Origin of the sequence: Geobacillus sp. DSP4a (assembly GCF_013096875.1) — a bacterium.
Taxonomy (GTDB): Bacteria; Bacillota; Bacilli; order Bacillales; family Anoxybacillaceae; genus Geobacillus; species Geobacillus thermophilus.
Map to the genome: position 1 here is coordinate 84,356 of NZ_SDLD01000002.1, position 17,471 is coordinate 101,826.

General features: G+C 34.5%; 15 protein-coding genes and 1 pseudogene. 15 read left to right on the plus strand and 1 reads right to left on the minus strand.

The annotated features are described in order from the left end of the window. Positions 1-48: 48 nt before the first annotated feature. From ETC02_RS01810 to rfbD, 15 genes are all read left to right on the plus strand, one after another. Positions 49-729, plus strand: coding sequence for a hypothetical protein (locus tag ETC02_RS01810; RefSeq protein ID WP_171697993.1), 681 nt, complete (start codon positions 49-51; stop codon positions 727-729). Between the two features lie 515 nt (positions 730-1,244). Next, complete coding sequence (gene galU / locus ETC02_RS01815) at positions 1,245-2,129, plus strand: UTP--glucose-1-phosphate uridylyltransferase GalU (protein WP_171698008.1); 885 nt, start codon at positions 1,245-1,247, stop codon at positions 2,127-2,129. Positions 2,130-2,244: 115 nt separating this feature from the next. Further along, positions 2,245-2,847: a sugar transferase gene (locus ETC02_RS01820; RefSeq protein ID WP_371810008.1), complete on the plus strand. Its 603-nt coding sequence runs from the start codon at positions 2,245-2,247 to the stop codon at positions 2,845-2,847. A 94-nt stretch (positions 2,848-2,941) separates the two neighbouring features. Continuing rightward, positions 2,942-3,694, plus strand: coding sequence for a PHP domain-containing protein (locus tag ETC02_RS01825; protein ID WP_171697995.1), 753 nt, complete (start codon positions 2,942-2,944; stop codon positions 3,692-3,694). Continuing rightward, a complete protein-coding gene (locus ETC02_RS01830) occupies positions 3,654-4,211 on the plus strand; it encodes a phosphoribosyltransferase (protein WP_371810004.1) in 558 nt (185 codons plus the stop codon). Before ETC02_RS01825 ends, ETC02_RS01830 begins: the two co-directional genes overlap by 41 nt. A gap of 176 nt (positions 4,212-4,387) precedes the next feature. Continuing rightward, positions 4,388-5,632 carry an O-antigen ligase family protein gene (locus tag ETC02_RS01835; RefSeq protein ID WP_171697997.1) on the plus strand — a complete coding sequence of 415 codons (1,245 nt, stop codon included), beginning with the start codon at positions 4,388-4,390 and terminating at the stop codon, positions 5,630-5,632. Between the two features lie 16 nt (positions 5,633-5,648). Continuing rightward, positions 5,649-6,899, plus strand: a complete 1,251-nt coding sequence (locus tag ETC02_RS01840; RefSeq protein ID WP_171697998.1) for a glycosyltransferase — start codon at positions 5,649-5,651, stop codon at positions 6,897-6,899. A gap of 1 nt (position 6,900) precedes the next feature. Beyond that, positions 6,901-8,163, plus strand: a complete 1,263-nt coding sequence (locus tag ETC02_RS01845) for an oligosaccharide flippase family protein (RefSeq protein WP_171697999.1) — start codon at positions 6,901-6,903, stop codon at positions 8,161-8,163. Positions 8,164-8,777: 614 nt separating this feature from the next. Next, a complete protein-coding gene (locus ETC02_RS01850) occupies positions 8,778-9,680 on the plus strand; it encodes a glycosyltransferase family protein (protein ID WP_171698000.1) in 903 nt (300 codons plus the stop codon). 1,220 nt (positions 9,681-10,900) lie between these two features. Next, positions 10,901-11,884, plus strand: a complete 984-nt coding sequence (locus ETC02_RS01855; RefSeq protein WP_171698001.1) for a glycosyltransferase family 2 protein — start codon at positions 10,901-10,903, stop codon at positions 11,882-11,884. A gap of 166 nt (positions 11,885-12,050) precedes the next feature. Then, on the plus strand, positions 12,051-12,941 hold the full coding sequence (locus ETC02_RS01860) for a transposase (RefSeq protein ID WP_171698002.1): 891 nt from the start codon (positions 12,051-12,053) through the stop codon (positions 12,939-12,941). A 267-nt stretch (positions 12,942-13,208) separates the two neighbouring features. Then, complete coding sequence (gene rfbA, locus ETC02_RS01865; RefSeq protein ID WP_171698003.1) at positions 13,209-14,096, plus strand: glucose-1-phosphate thymidylyltransferase RfbA; 888 nt, start codon at positions 13,209-13,211, stop codon at positions 14,094-14,096. Positions 14,097-14,119: 23 nt separating this feature from the next. Further along, a complete protein-coding gene (gene rfbC / locus ETC02_RS01870) occupies positions 14,120-14,677 on the plus strand; it encodes a dTDP-4-dehydrorhamnose 3,5-epimerase (protein WP_171698004.1) in 558 nt (185 codons plus the stop codon). Between the two features lie 2 nt (positions 14,678-14,679). Continuing rightward, positions 14,680-15,693, plus strand: coding sequence for a dTDP-glucose 4,6-dehydratase (rfbB, locus tag ETC02_RS01875; protein WP_171698005.1), 1,014 nt, complete (start codon positions 14,680-14,682; stop codon positions 15,691-15,693). Beyond that, complete coding sequence (gene rfbD, locus ETC02_RS01880) at positions 15,690-16,547, plus strand: dTDP-4-dehydrorhamnose reductase (RefSeq protein WP_171698006.1); 858 nt, start codon at positions 15,690-15,692, stop codon at positions 16,545-16,547. The genes rfbB and rfbD overlap by 4 nt, the downstream gene beginning before the upstream one ends. Positions 16,548-16,806: 259 nt before the next feature. On the opposite strand, the pseudogene ETC02_RS01885 reads toward rfbD, so the two are convergent. Beyond that, positions 16,807-17,471, minus strand: a pseudogene (locus ETC02_RS01885) (IS66-like element ISGst1 family transposase); the annotation flags it as partial.

A 17,471-nucleotide genomic window follows, 5' to 3' on the forward strand; every position in this document is an offset into this window, starting at 1 on the left:
ACGTTTCCCTGCCGCGCCATGCTATAATGGCGTCAAGGAGGTGAAGCCATGAGCCAAGAGCTGAAAGAATTGCTTCGTTCCGTCTTGCAAGAAGAACTGAAACCAGTCCACGACAGGCTTGAGCGGTTGGAAGGAACAGTCGGACACATTCGTCAAGACGTATCGCAGCTGCAGCAAGACGTATCACAACTTCAGAAGGATGTCACCCATCTGCAACAAGGCCAACAGACATTAGAAACCACGGTTTCCCAAATTCAAAAGGACGTTGCCCAGCTCCAAGAAGGGCAGAAGGCGTTGCAGCGTGATGTCGCCCAACTGCAAGAAGGCCAACGGACATTGGAAACGACGGTCTCTCAAATTCAAAAAGACATTGTCCAGTTGCAAGAAGGCCAGAATGCATTGCAGCGTGAGATCGTCCAGCTCCAAGAAGGCCAACGGACATTGGAAACGACGGTCTCTCAAATCCAAAAAGACATCACCCATCTGCAACAAGGCCAACAAACACTAGAACACGAGATGGCCGGCATGAAGCAGATGCAAGAGCGAATCCTCGAAGAGCTGCGCATTTCCAAACACAATCAATCCCTCATTTTAAACGATGTCACCAGCATAAGAAAATCCGTCGATGTCACCGTCTCGTACTTGCAGCGCCGATCCGATGTGATGTTTGACAAACTGATCGATCATGAAAAAGAAATCTTGAATCTGAAATCAAAAATGCCAAACTAAGTCCCGAAAAGGGGCTGTTTTTTATGCCCATATGCATCGGCGCATCGGCGCAGCTACGCACCGATACGCGGGGGCATAGGGGCCAACTATACATAGGGGGTTACGTACCACGTCAACTACCCCCACTTCGCTAACGCTTGAAGTGGGGGCTTGCAACTCCCCAGAAGTGCAAACGGACTTCGTCCTCCTTCCTTGACTTGGGGTTGCATCAGGGGGCAGGTTGACGACTACCCAACGACGCAGGTCATGCCTGCATCGTTACCGATTCTCTCGGTGTGTCTGTTGGCAGTACTTGGCTTCCACACACAACAGACGGACCTACGCTCGATGTTTTACGGTTACAACGTTTCCTGTAACCAACTCCATACATCGAGTAGCCGTGATTGGAGTGCCTTTATTGAACGGTTTTCTCCACGCCTTTATTATATCATACACAAAAGAAAGGGGGGAACGCGCATTCCTCTCCCACTTACTCCCTTTGGTCGTTGAAGTGGGAGTCTCCTGCGCGAAATAGGATGAAAAAAGTACGCAAAGCGATCATCCCGGCGGCGGGGCTCGGCACAAGATTTTTGCCAGCGACGAAAGCGATGCCTAAGGAAATGCTGCCGATTGTTGACAAGCCAACGATTCAATACATCGTCGAAGAAGCGATTGCCTCTGGCATTGAAGATATTATTATCGTTACAGGGAAAGGAAAACGCGCGATCGAGGACCATTTCGACAACGCTTTTGAGCTTGAACAAAACTTAATTCAAAAAGGCAAATACGACTTACTCGAAAAAGTAAAAGAACCATCGAAAGTCGACATTCACTACATTCGCCAAAAAGAACCGAAAGGACTTGGCCATGCCGTTTGGTGTGCGCGCAACTTTATCGGCGACGAACCGTTTGCCGTTCTGCTTGGTGACGACATCGTCCAAGCGGAAACACCATGCTTAAAACAATTAATTGACCAATATGAACAAACTCTCAGTTCCGTTATTGGTGTCAAAAGAGTGCCTGATAACGAAACGCACCGTTACGGCATCATCGATCCAATTGAACAACACGGACGCCGCTACCAAGTCCGCCAATTCGTCGAAAAACCAGCACCAGGCACCGCGCCATCCAACTTAGCAATTATGGGAAGATACATACTTACACCAGAAATCTTTTTATTCCTTGAAAAACAAGAAGCCGGCGCCGGCGGCGAAATCCAGCTCACCGACGCGATTCAAAAGCTCAATGAAATCCAGCGCGTGTTTGCTTACGAATTTGAGGGCAAGCGCTACGATGTCGGAGAAAAGATCGGGTTTATTAAGACGACGATTGAGTTTGCGTTGCAGCATGATGAATTAAGAGAAGACCTTATTCAATTCATGGAAAAACTATTAAATGATCTGAAAGTAGAAGAGAAATAAAAGGAGGACCGGGGAGTTGGCAAAGTCGAATACCGCACAGGATGCGGTTGTTTCTAATCAAAGAGTAGAATACACTTTCTTTCAAAGTTTAGAAGATACATCTAAACTATACGCTATTACGAAAAGAACAATCGACATTGTCGGAGCAATCATTGGACTTGTTTTAACAAGTCCACTTTTTTTGATTATCAGCATCTTCTACTTATTCGGTGAATCGAAAGGCCCAATTTTCTTCAAACAAGTTCGTGTAGGAAAAAACGGAAAAAGATTTCATATTTATAAATTTCGCTCGATGATTGTCAATGCAGAGGAAAAACTGAAAGCAGATAAAGAACTGTATGAAAAATATGTAAGAAACAATTATAAGTTAGAACCGCACGAAGATCCAAGAATTACAAATTTAGGACGCTTCTTACGCAAAACGAGTCTTGATGAAATTCCCCAACTGATTAACGTGTTAAAAGGGGAAATGAGTTTAGTAGGGCCGAGGCCAGTTGTCCAAGAAGAATTAAAAGAATATGGAGTTAAGGTAGGCGAGTTCTTATCTGTGAAGCCTGGCCTTACTGGATATTGGCAAGTAAGTGGTAGAAGTGAAATAGGATATCCTGAAAGAGTAAACTTGGAACTTTACTATGTATATAATCAGTCATTGCTTTTAGATATAAAAATAATTTTAAAGACTGTTTGGATGGTCTTGCTTAAAAAAGGTGCTTATTAACTTATGTGAGAAATTAAGTTTATTACCTAAAATGTAAATTCTGCTTGTAACAATAGAAAGAATAAATAATAATTTTTTAAGGGTGTATTATTAGATGAAAATTAGAGTGGAACTTCATACTCACACTCAATATTCACATGACAGTCTACTAAATAAGTGGTTTTATTTAATAATGTTAAAGCTAAAACGAATTAAAGTAGTAGGTATTACGGATCATAATGAAATAGAAGGGGCAATAAAATTTAAAAAGTTTTTAGAACGATTTGGAATAAGAGTTATAGTTGGTGAAGAAATTTTTTCGAGTAAAGGAGAAATCATAGGTTTATTTTTGAAAGAAAAAATAGCTCCTGGTAAATCGCCAAGAGAGACAATGCTTGAAATAAAAAAACAAGGTGGGTTGGTTTATATCCCACATCCCTATGATGAAAAAAGATATAAAACTGTTTTACCTGAGGAAGAAATAGCTAAAAATTTAGATTTAATAGATATAATTGAAGTGCATAATGGACGAAACATAAAAGATTATTTTTCACATAAACAATTGGAGATTGCCACCAAGTATAAAAAGGTACAAAGTATCGGTAGTGATGCACATACGTTTTTTGAGTTAGGTAGAAACTATAATGAGATGGAAGAATTTGTTGATAAAAATGATTTTCTTGAGTCTTTGAAATATGCGAGTTATGTAAAAAAAAATTGTATCCAAATATCCCATCAGGTAACAAAATTTGTTAGGATAATTAGATTAATAAGAAAGGGTCAATTTAATGAGATATTTAGAATTATCAATAAAAGATACAGAAGAAGTGAGCAAGCAGCTGGCACAGAAAATAAGTCAGGATTTTAGGCCAGATGTAGTTGTTTTCATAGCTAAAGGTTCTTATATAATTGGAGATGTAATCAGTAAATATTTTAATGTTCCACTAATTGAAATACATGCTACGAGAGAAGGAAATACATTCAAAAATCTAGTTAGTCCCATTTTAAAGCTAATTCCTAAAGGTGTAAAAATTTATTTAAGAAAAAGAGAGCTACAATTAGGAGTTCATAGTAAAAATTCAGATCGAAGAGTTTATCTAGAGAAAGGAAAAGATAAACTTGAAGGAGCGGAAAATGTTTTAGTAGTAGATGATTCTGTAGATACAGGAAATACTGCAAAGCAGGTATGTGAATTTATTAGAAATAACTTTTGGAATAAAACAATAAAATTCGCTAGTTTAAACTATTTTGAAGAAAGTAAAAAAGTTTATAGAGTGGACTATAGTTTATATAAAAATTATATTTTGATAGGGCCTTGGTCAAAGGATTCGAAATATTATAATGAGTTTATAATGAGGTATCAACAATGGAAGGAAAACTACTAACAACGGATTGGTTGCTGGTGGCGCGGAAAGATTAATTGCTAAAATGTTACCCATTAATGAAGGTACAAGGTATGAATTGTATTCAAACTTTTTTCATCGAACAACATCCCCTAATAAACTAAGATTAATATGAGATTAAGGTAGATTAAATATTTAATAAAAGAGGGGAATAGGAATTGAAAAAGAATATCTATATTTTTTTAAATAAACTTCAGATTATATTAATTGGTATTATAATGATTGTACTTCAACTTCCTTTTATAAGGCAAATAGATTTCTTTAGCAAGGTGAAGTATTATTTATTAGCGCTCATAATCATTTTTTTTATTTTAAGTTACATTAAGTTGGCGGGTTCAAAATATCAAATTGTTAAAAATTACTCTTTAAGTATAATTATTGCTCTAATATTTTTGTTCTCATTATTGAACGTATTGATAAATGGTAATTATGCAAGTTTTATAAATCAAATATTATTTATGTTATTTCCTTTATTAGCAGGAATAATGTTTGCCCATAATAAAGAGGAGATTAAGTTTGGAAAAACTAATTCATCATCAATTAGTCATTTATTGCTAATTATTATTAGTATTCAAGTTTTAAGTGCGTTAGTAATAAATATGTTTGATATTGATTTAACACAATTCGCAGTTAATGATTTACATGCTTATAAAACATTTTATACAACAGAAGGAGATAAAAGGATAGCTGGTACTCTTGGGCATCCAATAATATTGGCATTTGTTTGTATTCCCTTGTTCTTTTTATCTATCAATTATTATAAACAAACGAAAAATAAGATTTTTTTGTTGACTTTTATCTTAACACTATATGTAATTATTCATACTTTTTCAAGGGGAACATGGTTAGGGATTTTTTTATCCTTAATAATATATTTTATTGTTTCAAACGCAAAATCAAAAATTACAATGACGTTTAATATAATTATATTTGTAATTATATTCATTTATTTTAATATGCACGAACAATCTTCAGTTATTAATAGATTTAATAGTTTATTAAACTATAGTAATGATTTTTCTGTAATTCATAGAAAGCTAATGTTTTCTTGGGCATTAGAAAGGTATTTAAATAATGATTTATCTTATATTACAGGAATTGGTTATGGTTTAGGAAATAATTTTGCAAGTATATATGTGCCATCTGATAACTTTCCTGTAATAGATAATTCTTTTATTTCTATGTTAATTGAATTAGGGACAGTAAATATGGTAATTTCATCAATATTAGTAATAAGAGCATTATATTTTAGTTATAAATCAAATGTTGTATATATGTATATACTGATAGCAATGTTATTTGCTTCACTTACTTTTGATATTTCCTCATGGTATTTACCTTCGTTTATGTTCTGGTTGATTATTGGATACAATAATAATAAACAAAAAATTCATTGTAGATAGTGAGTTGAATTGTAGAATGATTAATATAATATTTTTACCATGGAGAGATATTCATAATTATAGGAAAGAAGGATTTAGAGTTCGTGAGAGTAATATACTTAAAAATCTTTCTGAAAGATCGGATATCAATAAGATATTAATAGTTAATCGAGCAAGAAATTTCAAATCTGTTGTTTTAAAAAAAACAACAGGAATGGAAATAAAAAGCGAAATATTACCCAATAAAACTCTTATTTATGAATATTTTGGAAGCAAACTTTTTAAAATCACTGAAAACATTTTTTCTTTAGAACTTCCTTGGTATTTTTTAAATAAAGGTGACAATGAATTAGAAAACTATTTACTATTTCAAAAATACTTGATGTTTATTATAAACAAAATATCGAGATTATTAGAAATTGATTTGAATTCAAAAAATACTTGGGTTTGGTCATCTGATTTAACAAGATCATATATTTTTAAAGAGTTAAATAACAAAGGATTAAACTGTATTAAAATTTTTGATACAATCGATAATTTAACTGAACATGGAGCTTATACTCACAAACAAAAAGAAAAAAATAAAGAAAGATATAAAGAAGTTGATCAAAATGTTGATATTATTTTTTCAGTATCAAAAGCTAATTTGGAAATTTTATATAAAAACCCCTATGTTAAAAAATACCATATCGAAAATGGTGTTGATATAGAAAGATTTGGTAAATTTCATCGAATTAAAGAAAAAAATAAAAAAACTATTTGTGGTTACGTAGGTGTTATTGAAAGTCGAGTTAATTTTGATTTATTAAGAGAAATAGCAATAAAAACTCCTGAGATAGAATATAAGTTAGTCGGACCAGTATTAGATAGTAATAATCATACTCTTGATCAATTGCAAAAACTTAATAACGTACATTTTGTTGGACCTGTTTCTTTTGAAGAGATACCATCTGTAATTAATAATTTTGATGTATGTATAATTCCACATGTGATTAACAACTTTACAAAATCTATGAGCCCACTTAAATTTTATGAGTACCTTGCAGCCAATAAACCTATTATAATGACTCAAGTTCCTCCAGCAGATTCAGTTAGTAAAGTAAAAGGTGTATATATCGCTAATACAGTTGAAGAATGGTTAGCTGCTCTAGAAAAGGCAAAAAAATTTCATGAGGAAGAATTAAAAAATGATACTGAACGTCAGTTGTTAATTCAAAGACACTCATGGAAACAAATAGTCGATCATATGGTTAACTGTGTTTTAAATACAAGTTCAGAGGTTATTTAAGATGATAATAAAAGAGGATGTCAAAAGAATAATTACGAATACTACTCTTTTGAGTTCTTTACAAATTTTTAATTATATTATCCCCTTATTTTTGTTTCCATATCTAACTCATACACTTGGGACAACTATTTTTGGTATTTGGATGTTATCTCTTAATATTATTCAATACCTTAATATATTGATAGACTATGGATTTAATTTATCTGCAACAAAAAAAGTGGCAATTTGGAAGAGGAATAAGGAAAAAATAGCAGAGCTTTTTACCAGTGTAATGTTTATAAAATTTTTGTTTTTTACTACTGCTTTTTGTATAGTAGTTTTATTTAGTGAGATTATTAATAATTTATTTAGACTACCCAATAATTTATTGTTAGAAATGTTTTTATATTTATTTGGTTTAATTTTAACTCCTTTTTGGCTATTCCAAGGATTAGAACAACTAAAAATTCCCACTTTATTAAATTTAGTTGCTCGGATTTTTTCTATGTTTGCTTCTTTTATATGCATTAAAAATGCAAATGATATTTATTTGCTTCCAATAATAAATGGAATTCCTTTGGTGATAACTGGATGTATTTCGTGGGTTATATTATATAAGCAAGAAATTAAGTTAATCATTCCTAAGTGGAAGCTGATAAAAAAGGAGATTGTGGATGGTTTTGATTTATTCATATCTTCTATATCTGTATCATTATATACGATTTTAAATTCAATTCTACTAGGAATTTTTGCAGGTCCTCAATATGTAGCATATTATTCAATTTGTGAAAAAATAATTCAAGTAACAAAAAGTATTATAACACCGGTATTTCAGGCAACGTATCCTTTTATGGCCAAAACTTTAAATGAGAAAAGGAAAATAAATTGGGGTGTTTTAAAGATATTATTTTTGTTAAGTCTATTGATAGGGTCTATTATCATCTTGATTTTAAATATTTTTAATGATACAATTCTTAACTATTTTCTTCATGGAGAATTTAATAATAGCGTAAAAGCTACTTTACTATTAATGAGTTTTATCCCATTAATAAGTTTTTTAAATAATTCATTATTTATACAGACTTTAGTACCTCTTGGAGAATCTAAATATCTAAGAAAAGCAACTTTCTTAGCAGGATTTATTAATATATTATTTGTAAGTTTATTTGCTGGTACTTTAAAGGAATTGGGTAGTTCAATGGGGTATGTTCTTTCTGAGCTATCTGTGCTGATTCTTGGTATTATAAAAGTTTATATGTATAGTAAAAGGGAATGTGACCGCTAAATAAAACCGGTTCTTACGCAATCGTGGTGATAGGAAGAAGCTGATTGAGAAATTAGTGTGCAAATTAGAATTTTTTAGCTTCTCGTTTCATTATCTCTATTTTTCACCAAAAGAACGTAAGAACCATAAAACCGAACAGAATTCGATTGATTAAAGTGAACATTTTTTACCAGTTAGAAACAGGCACTTTACATGGAGTGGCGTACTGACTGATAGCTTCGTTTCATATGATTAACTCTTGTTGTTGCCCGCTTTTTTCATAAACATCTGTATGCAGAGGTTCCATGTCAATTGACGGGTATTACGCTGAAATTTCCAGAAAAGTGTTCACTAACTTATTTAACGAAAACTGTTCAATTTGGTTCTTACGTTCTTTTGTGATAGCTTAAATAATGTACGTAATGGAGTAAATAACTATGGCATTTCCAGTGATTTATTTTTGGATACTAATAAAAAACGAATAATAGTACACAATAATTTTAATTGTAATTCGATGTCCCAAGAAATATGTGTAAGAACCAATTTTGCTCGTCGGTTACAAGAAAGGAGAAACGGGTTTATCAAATGGAGTCTAATATTGATATTATTGTTATTACAGTAACTTACGGGAATAGATGGAATTTATTAAAAAAAATTTGTTAACGCTAGAATCTATTGATCTAATTAAAAAAGTTATCGTAGTTAACAATGGTTGTAATTATGATCTTAATAAAAAAATCAAAAGATTTACTAAATGTTTTTTAGTAAATTTAAAAGAAAATAGTGGTTCAGCTAAAGGGTATAGTTATGGAATAAAAACCTATTTAAAATTGAAAAATAGCCAAAAAAATAATACAAACGAATGGGTGTTATTTTTAGATGATGATAATTTTATTAAAGAAATTAATAAAGGAGCTTTAATAAAACTTTTATCAACAGAAAACAGAGAAAAACAGGCTTATTTTTGTAGAAGAATAAGTCGTAATGACTATTATGATAATTATCAACCTGTTAAATATAATACATTTCTTGGTTTTAATTTCTTTAAAAGCAAGCCGATAAATAAAATTAAAACATTGGAGTTATTGCCATACAGCGGAATGTTGTTAACCAAAGAAATAATAGAAAAGATTGGATTACCCAATGAAGATTTCTATTTATATTGTGATGATTATGAGTACTCTTTTCGATTAGCAAAAAACAAAATTTCAGTGTCTTTGTTAGATAGTTGTATAATTGAAGATATGGAAATAAGTTGGAATAAAAAGGAAGGGAATTTTGCTATAAGTGTTGTTACTGGGGATCCCTTAAAAGTTTACTATAGTGTTAGAAACAGAGTTTATTTTGAAAAACAATGCATGGTTTCAAATTATTTCATTTTTATGAGTAATGCCGTTTTATTTATATTATATTTAATATACAAAAATATTAAATCAGGTACAAGAATAAAATTTAAAAGTCTATATGCCTTATTATTAGGATTATATGATGGTTTAAGGGGAAGATTAGGTGTCAACAAGAAATTTATTTTAAAGTAAGCAAAACCATACTTATCTCGAAGAAATGTTTGAATGATCGGTTATCTTTAGAAGCCGCTCCGAGTCCTGATTCGGTAGTAGTGTTATGTAAAATCATGTATTTCCACTCACTTTGTTGTTCCTTGGTGAGATAAGGGAATTTCCTAGGGGGTTATCAAGTAATTTCTCTAGCTATCCTTCGTTGAATAAGGACACGTAGGTGGACATGGATTGACCGATGAAGATTTAGCATGGTCACTACATCTTTGACAAGGTAGCCTTCCATGATCAAGCGAATGGTCGTCACACGTTGTCATAAAAAGGCATCTTTGATGTTCCGCTCTTCTTTACATAACTTTCGAGCTGTGAATCCATAAGTATTCATTACTTTTAATCGTTTTATAAGGGGGTTCTGTTCCTTTTTCGTTCGTTTCCTTAGGAGTAGTGTCGACCAAATGACCAAATGGGTCAATGTTATACAAAGGTTGAAACTCAAAGTTAACATTTATATAGTGTGTTTTATAAGATCTAGTTTCTTTCATTAATACAAGGACATGATTTTTTCTACCCGAGTTCGACACTTACTAGGCAAACAAATTGCTCACCAGCCCTTGATACATAAGGGTTGATGAGCGATCATGCATACTTCACGCGCGTATCTATGAGTGATGCTGGATATGTAGGATTCTTAGAAGCAGATCCAACGCCTACAGCCACAAAGGTTTGGCGATGCTTTAAAGTGAGTTTGGCGCGCTGATTTATATGTTCTTACATTATAACTCATAAACACGATATTAAAAGGACAAATTTACGAAGCGTGTGTCTATGAAAATCAACGTATTTTCCTAGTGTAACGACCTCAAATCCCTTGATATAAAAGGCTTTTTCTAAATTGTGCTTGCCTAAAATGGACTTCAAACTGTCGAACTCGGGTTCTAGGAAATAGAGGTTATTTTCCCTTATGATTAGACCGAACGAAGGAATGTAGGCACAACGATGCCAGGAGACATGGGAGGGTTCGTCATCATAAGCAACGCAGAAATCCATGGTGCATCCCATACGCTTCCCCCCACTACAACCAAATTTAACCAGTAGTGGCCGCGAAGCGCACCCCGTCAATGTAAGATATACACATATTTAAAAAATAATGTTAGAAACCATGTCGAAAAATATTTTTTTGACACCCCTGAAACGGCTACAAACGTTGATATATCAACATTTCTAGAGGGAGGATATATATTATGATGGAAAAGGAATTGGTATCTATTCTGCTAGCCACCTATAATCCTAAAATAGAATATTTAAGAAAACAATTAGAAAGTATTAATAAACAAGATTATCCAAATATAGAACTTATTATATGTGATGATTTTTCAAAAGAAGAAATTTATCATAGTATTATTCAGCTAGTCGAAGAAACAGTAACTAGGGTTCCATATAAAATAATTCGAAACAAAAAAAACCTTGGGAGTAATAAAACTTTTGAGTTGTTAACAAAAATTGGATCGGGAGATTTTTACGCTTATTGTGATCAGGATGATATATGGGAAGAACATAAAATTTCTAGTTTAGTTAGAAAAATTAAGTCAGAAGAAGCTTTAATTTGCTATTCTGATTTATCTGTAATAAATGAAAATGATATTATCATTTCTAAAAGTTTTAAAAGATTTTCTAAGAGAATTCAACATGTTTTCGGAGAGAAGAAATATGGGTATTTTTTAAGAAGAAACAGTATTTCAGGTTGTGCGATGCTTATTAGAAGTGATGTAGCAAAAGAGAGTCTACCATTCCCTGAATACAAATACTATGTTCATGATCATTGGCTCACGTTATTTGCTTCATGTAAAGGAAAAATTGCATATATAGAAGAACCGTTGGTAAGATATAGAATTCATTCGAATAATCAAATTGGCGCAAAAATAATGCAAGGAATATATAATAAAGAAGATTATATTTATAACAAGCTTTATCTTGAAAGAGAAAAACTTGCATATGCCCAAAAAAGATTAACCAGTTTTCAAAATGAACATTTACAAAAAGAAATATTAAAAATACAAAAATTTATTGAAAATAGAATTGAATTTTTTGAAAAGTTAAGTGTAAAGAGTATGTGGAAATTAATTAAAAATATTAATTATGATCCTCTTTTAGTAATTTTTGAAATCCTCTTTAGATTACTCCCTGATAGATTTTCAGGAGCAATTTTAAGTTTCGCCAAAAGATAGTCTAGAAAGTTGGTGAAGATTATCAAGGTATCAGTTATTATTTTAACTTTTAATAGAACGTGTTGCAAAACGCATAACGAATGCATAAATGCACATAAAAAATCCACCACCTTGGAAATCATATACAGTGACCAAAAAAACAACTCTCCAAGGGGTGGACACTATTATGATTTCCAATTGGAACAGCGAACATGCATGGACTTATGAAATTGACCCAATTTTAGAAGCATTATTTCGGTATATCGACTCGCTATCATTGCCGGAAACACCGTATGTGACAGGAAGACCGCCGGTGTCGAAAAAATCGTTGTTGAAATGTTTCTTTTTGAAAACCTATTTTTCCATTGATTCCTTGCGAAAATTAGTGCGCATCCTGCAGTGTTTTCGCTGTTTTCAACGGGCCTGTGGGCTTGGTGAAGTCCCTCACCTTTCTACGTTTTCCCGTGCGGCGAAGTGGTTCCGGGAACAAGGATTTCCTGTTTTTCATGCACAGCTGCTCAAAGATCTAGAAGTACGTTATCCGCAAATCGTGCTGATCGACAGCACGGCCCTTCGAAGCAGTCTTTACGATTCACAGGCGAAGTGGGGAGTGTCCACCCGATATCACTGGTTTAAAGGATATAAACTCCATCTCTGCACCACCGCCGAGGGAATCATTTTATCTCATGTGTTGACCACAGCGAATCGAAATGATGCGGCAGTAGCACCAGAATTGCTTGTTTCTTTAAAGCAGTGGGATATCGAATTTGTATTGGGCGATGCCGCGTATGACAGTGAAAAGGTTCGTCAAACAGCAGAGCAATCAGGAATCCTATTCATTTCCCCTATCAACCGCCGCAATAGCGAGGAACGAAAAGATGCCTATGGCCGGGTTCTTCCTGTATTTTTGAAAACGAGATTTGGCCAATGGCTGTTTGGACTTCGTCGTGAGATTGAACGAGTATTTAATGAGTTAAAGAGTGACGGGTTGGAACAGCCAAGATGGTATGGATTTCATCGATATGTACTGCATGTGTTATGTTGCATCCTTATGCATAACTTCGAGTTTTTACTCTAGTTTTGCAACACCATCTATATTAAGTAAAGATACCAATGTGGCGGCAAAAATGATACTTGTCGAATATAGTATTGCTTATGTTGCTGAAGCAATGGTTTATCATTCCCATGATTATACTATTCTTGAGGAGTTTAAGAGATATTTTGATATAGGCGTTTTTTATGGCAGGGAAAAGTAGATTTTAGAAAATGGGGTTATATGAAAATACCTTTAGAAATTAAGTATGTATAAAGGATATTGGGACAAAAATCATTAGGAGGGCTTATAGTGAAAGGCATCATTTTAGCTGGCGGGAGTGGTACTCGCCTTTATCCTTTAACAAAAGCAGTATCTAAACAATTATTGCCTATCTATGATAAACCAATGATCTATTATCCGTTATCAGTTCTGATGTTAGCCGGTATTCGAGATATTTTGATTATTTCTACTCCTAGTGACACACCGCGTTTTAAAGAATTGCTAGGGGATGGTTCGGACTTAGGAATCTCATTATCCTATGCTGTGCAACCTTCTCCAGACGGTTTGGCACAGGCATTTATTATTGGTGAAGAGTTTATCGGTGATGATAATGTTGCGCTTATTTTAGGTGACAATCTTTTCTACGGTCACGGTTTGACACAGTTGTTGCAGAGAGCGGTTGAGCGCAAAACTGGGGCAACGATTTTCGGCTATTATGTTAAGGACCCTGAACGTTTTGGTGTTGTGGAGTTTGATGAGAACGGAAAAGTAATCTCTATTGAAGAGAAACCGCAAAATCCTAAGTCGAATTATGCGGTAACGGGGTTATATTTTTATGATAATCGTGTTGTTGAAATTGCCAAAAGTATTAAACCTTCTGCACGTGGAGAACTAGAAATTACGGATGTTAATAAAACATATTTAGAACTTGGCGAATTGCATGTTGAAATTTTAGGTCGTGGTTTTTCTTGGTTAGATTCAGGTACACATGAGTCATTGCTTGAAGCTTCGCAATTTATCGAAACAATCGAGAAACGTCAAAGCTTAAAGGTTGCTTGTCTTGAGGAAATTGCTTATGTGAAAGGATATATTACGAGAGAACAATTATTAAAGTTAGCTGAACCATTAAAGAAAAATCAGTATGGCCAATATTTAATAGATATTGCTAATCAGAAAAAGAAACCAATATATTTATAATATTATAATATGGGGTGCTTGTTATGAAAGTGTTTGAGACTTCATTGCCCGGTGTGTTGTTAATTGAACCAAAGGTGTTCGGCGATCACCGAGGTTTTTTTATGGAAAGCTACAATAAAAAGCTTTTTGCGGAATATGGGCTTGATTTTGATTTTATTCAAGACAATCATTCGTTGTCACAACAAGCAGGAACGATACGTGGACTTCATTATCAGTTAAATCCGAAGGCGCAAACGAAACTCGTTCGTGTTACTCGAGGTGCTATCTACGATGTCGTTGTCGATATTCGTAAAGGTTCACCGACATTTGGCAAATGGCAAGGGTTTATTTTAAGCGCGGATAATAAGCGGCAATTGCTTGTACCAAAGGGATTTGCCCATGGTTTTTGTACGTTAGTGGAAAATACGGAAGTACAATATAAAGTGGATGAATACTATTCTCTAGAGCATGATCGTGGCATTCTTTGGAATGATCCGGCGTTAGGAATTGATTGGCCGACAACGAATCCAATTCTTTCTGACAAAGATACGAAACATCCACTATTAGCAGATGCCGAAATCAACTTTGAGTGGGAGAGATAATAATGAATCTTTTAGTTACAGGCGGAGCAGGTTTTATTGGTAGCAACTTTGTCCGTTACATGCTTGAGAAATATCCAAATTATAAAGTAGTCAATTATGATTTATTAACTTATGCTGGTAATCTTGAAAACTTAAAGGATGTGGAAAATCACCCGAACTATACATTTGTGAAAGGTGATATCAATAACCGTGAGCTAGTGGATTATCTTGTTAAAACGCACCAGATTGACGTTATTGTGAACTTTGCGGCTGAATCGCATGTAGACCGCAGTATTATAGATCCTGATATTTTCGTAAAAACAAATGTATTAGGCACGCAAGCGTTATTAGATGTGGCGAAAGACAACAATATTAAGAAATATGTGCAAATTTCAACGGATGAAGTGTACGGTACACTTGGAGAAACGGGATATTTTACAGAAGAAACACCATTAGCACCGAATAGCCCTTATTCGGCAAGTAAAGCTGGTGGGGATCTACTTGTAAGAGCTTATCATGAAACGTATGGACTAAATGTGAACATTACGAGATGTTCTAATAACTATGGACCATATCACTTCCCTGAAAAACTCATTCCGTTAATGATCACGAATGCGCTGGAAGGGAAAGAACTTCCGATTTACGGTGACGGCCAAAATATTCGTGATTGGCTGCATGTTAAAGATCATTGTGCGGCAATTGATTTAGTGATTCATAAAGGTAGACCTGGGGAAGTATACAATATCGGCGGACATAATGAACGGACAAATAATGAAATTGTGCATCTAATCGTCGAAAAACTAGGGGTTTCAAAAGATTTAATTAAATATGTTGCCGATCGCCCAGGGCATGATCGTCGTTATGCAATTGATCCAACGAAGATTATGACAGAGCTTGGCTGGAAGCCCCAATATACGTTTGAAACAGGTATCGTTGAAACGATCCAATGGTATATCGACAACCAAGAATGGTGGAAAAATATTAAATCCGGTGAATATATGAACTACTATCAAAAACAGTATGGTGACAAGCTATGAAAGTGGTTGTGACAGGTGCAAAAGGTCAACTTGGTACCGATTTAGTCCATTTACTCGCTGATAGAGAGTATGAAGTTTATGGTTATGGACGAGAAGAGTTAGATATAACAAACTTTGAACAAGTAAAACAGATTATTGGCAAAGTTAACCCTGATGTTGTTATTCATGCTGCGGCCTATACAAAAGTAGACTTAGCAGAATCTGAGCCAGATCAAGCATTTTTAATCAATGCTTATGGAACGAGGAATGTTGCAGTTGCGTCAGAAGCGGTAGGGGCAAAACTTGTCTATATTAGTACAGATTATGTCTTTGATGGCATGGCTACTACACCATACAATGAGTTTGCTCCAACGAATCCACTTAGTGTATACGGTAAAAGCAAATTAGCCGGGGAACAGTTTGTTCGCGACTTACATTCGAAGTTTTTCATTGTCAGAACTTCTTGGGTCTATGGAAAGCATGGAAATAATTTTGTTAAAACAATGTTAAAGTTGGCCCAAGAACGAGATGAGTTAATGGTCGTACATGATCAAATTGGTTGTCCAACGTATACAGTAGATTTAGCACATTGCATTTTAGAAATAATTCAAACAGAAAAGTACGGCATTTATCATGTTTCTAATTCGGGACATTGTTCTTGGTATGAGTTTGCGAAAGCTATTTTTGAAGAAGCAGGGATAGATGTTAAGGTAAATCCGTGCACAACTAAGGACTTTCCAAGACCAGCGCCAAGGCCAGCTTATTCGGTGTTTGACCATTTGTCTTTAAGATTAAATAAATTTAAAAAAATGAGGAACTGGAAGCATGCTTTAAAAGATTTTATTAATAATGATGGTTTTGTAAAACTAAGATAACAATTTTAAATTGCAAATAGGGATGTATAATTCCAAGAGGAATTGATGACGATGAAATCCATAGAATGGTGGATGTTATAGACTAGCATTTTTCATATCTTAAAATAAACACTTGAGAATAATCTTTCTAAGAGTTACGTTGTCAAGAGGTGTTTTTGTAGTTTTGGCGTTTAAAGCAATTTTAAGGTAACTATTCACCCCAGTGCTAGTGTATAAAAAAGCCCAGCACAAATAGGGCATTTCGGTCATAGAAAATGCCCTAGGTAGCGGAAAGAACTCGATCGATCGTTTCGCCTGCCAACAGAAGACATAACGAATCCCACACGTTTTTTTCGTGTTTCGTCAGTGTGGAAACGATGCTTCTTGCGATGCAAAACGACTGCGCGAATGTTTCTTCGCGAAACGTACCCGAAATGTTCTCTTTGACTTTGACCATGCGAAGATCGCGTTCGGCTTGGTTGTTATCAAAGGGAACATGTACTTCACGTAAGAAACGCAGCGCTTCTTCCTTTCGTTTTTGAAGGCGTCGAACAAAAGCGAGTGCTTTTTTCGGAAGAGGCGTCATCGTTTCTAATCGGTGTTGTGCTCTTTCTAGGATGCGATCATACACTCGTTCCCACCGTCTCGCTTCTTCTTCGGAAAGTGCACCGTGATGGGCTTCGACGGCTTGCTTGGCGGCTAACAGAAACGTGGTCATGCGCATCGCCCACGTATGCCCCTGTTCGATGAATCCTTTTAACTCACGCAAATGGTGGGCATGACAAAGGGCATGGGTGGCATGTGTGTATTTCGGATATGTACCGAACGCATCGTGCATCATCGTCCCTTCATATCGGGGAAGAATCCCGATATCATCGGTCGCTTTTTTTCCACGAGAAGCGTGAGGAGCCAAGTATGTATATCTCGATGTACACGCGACATGCA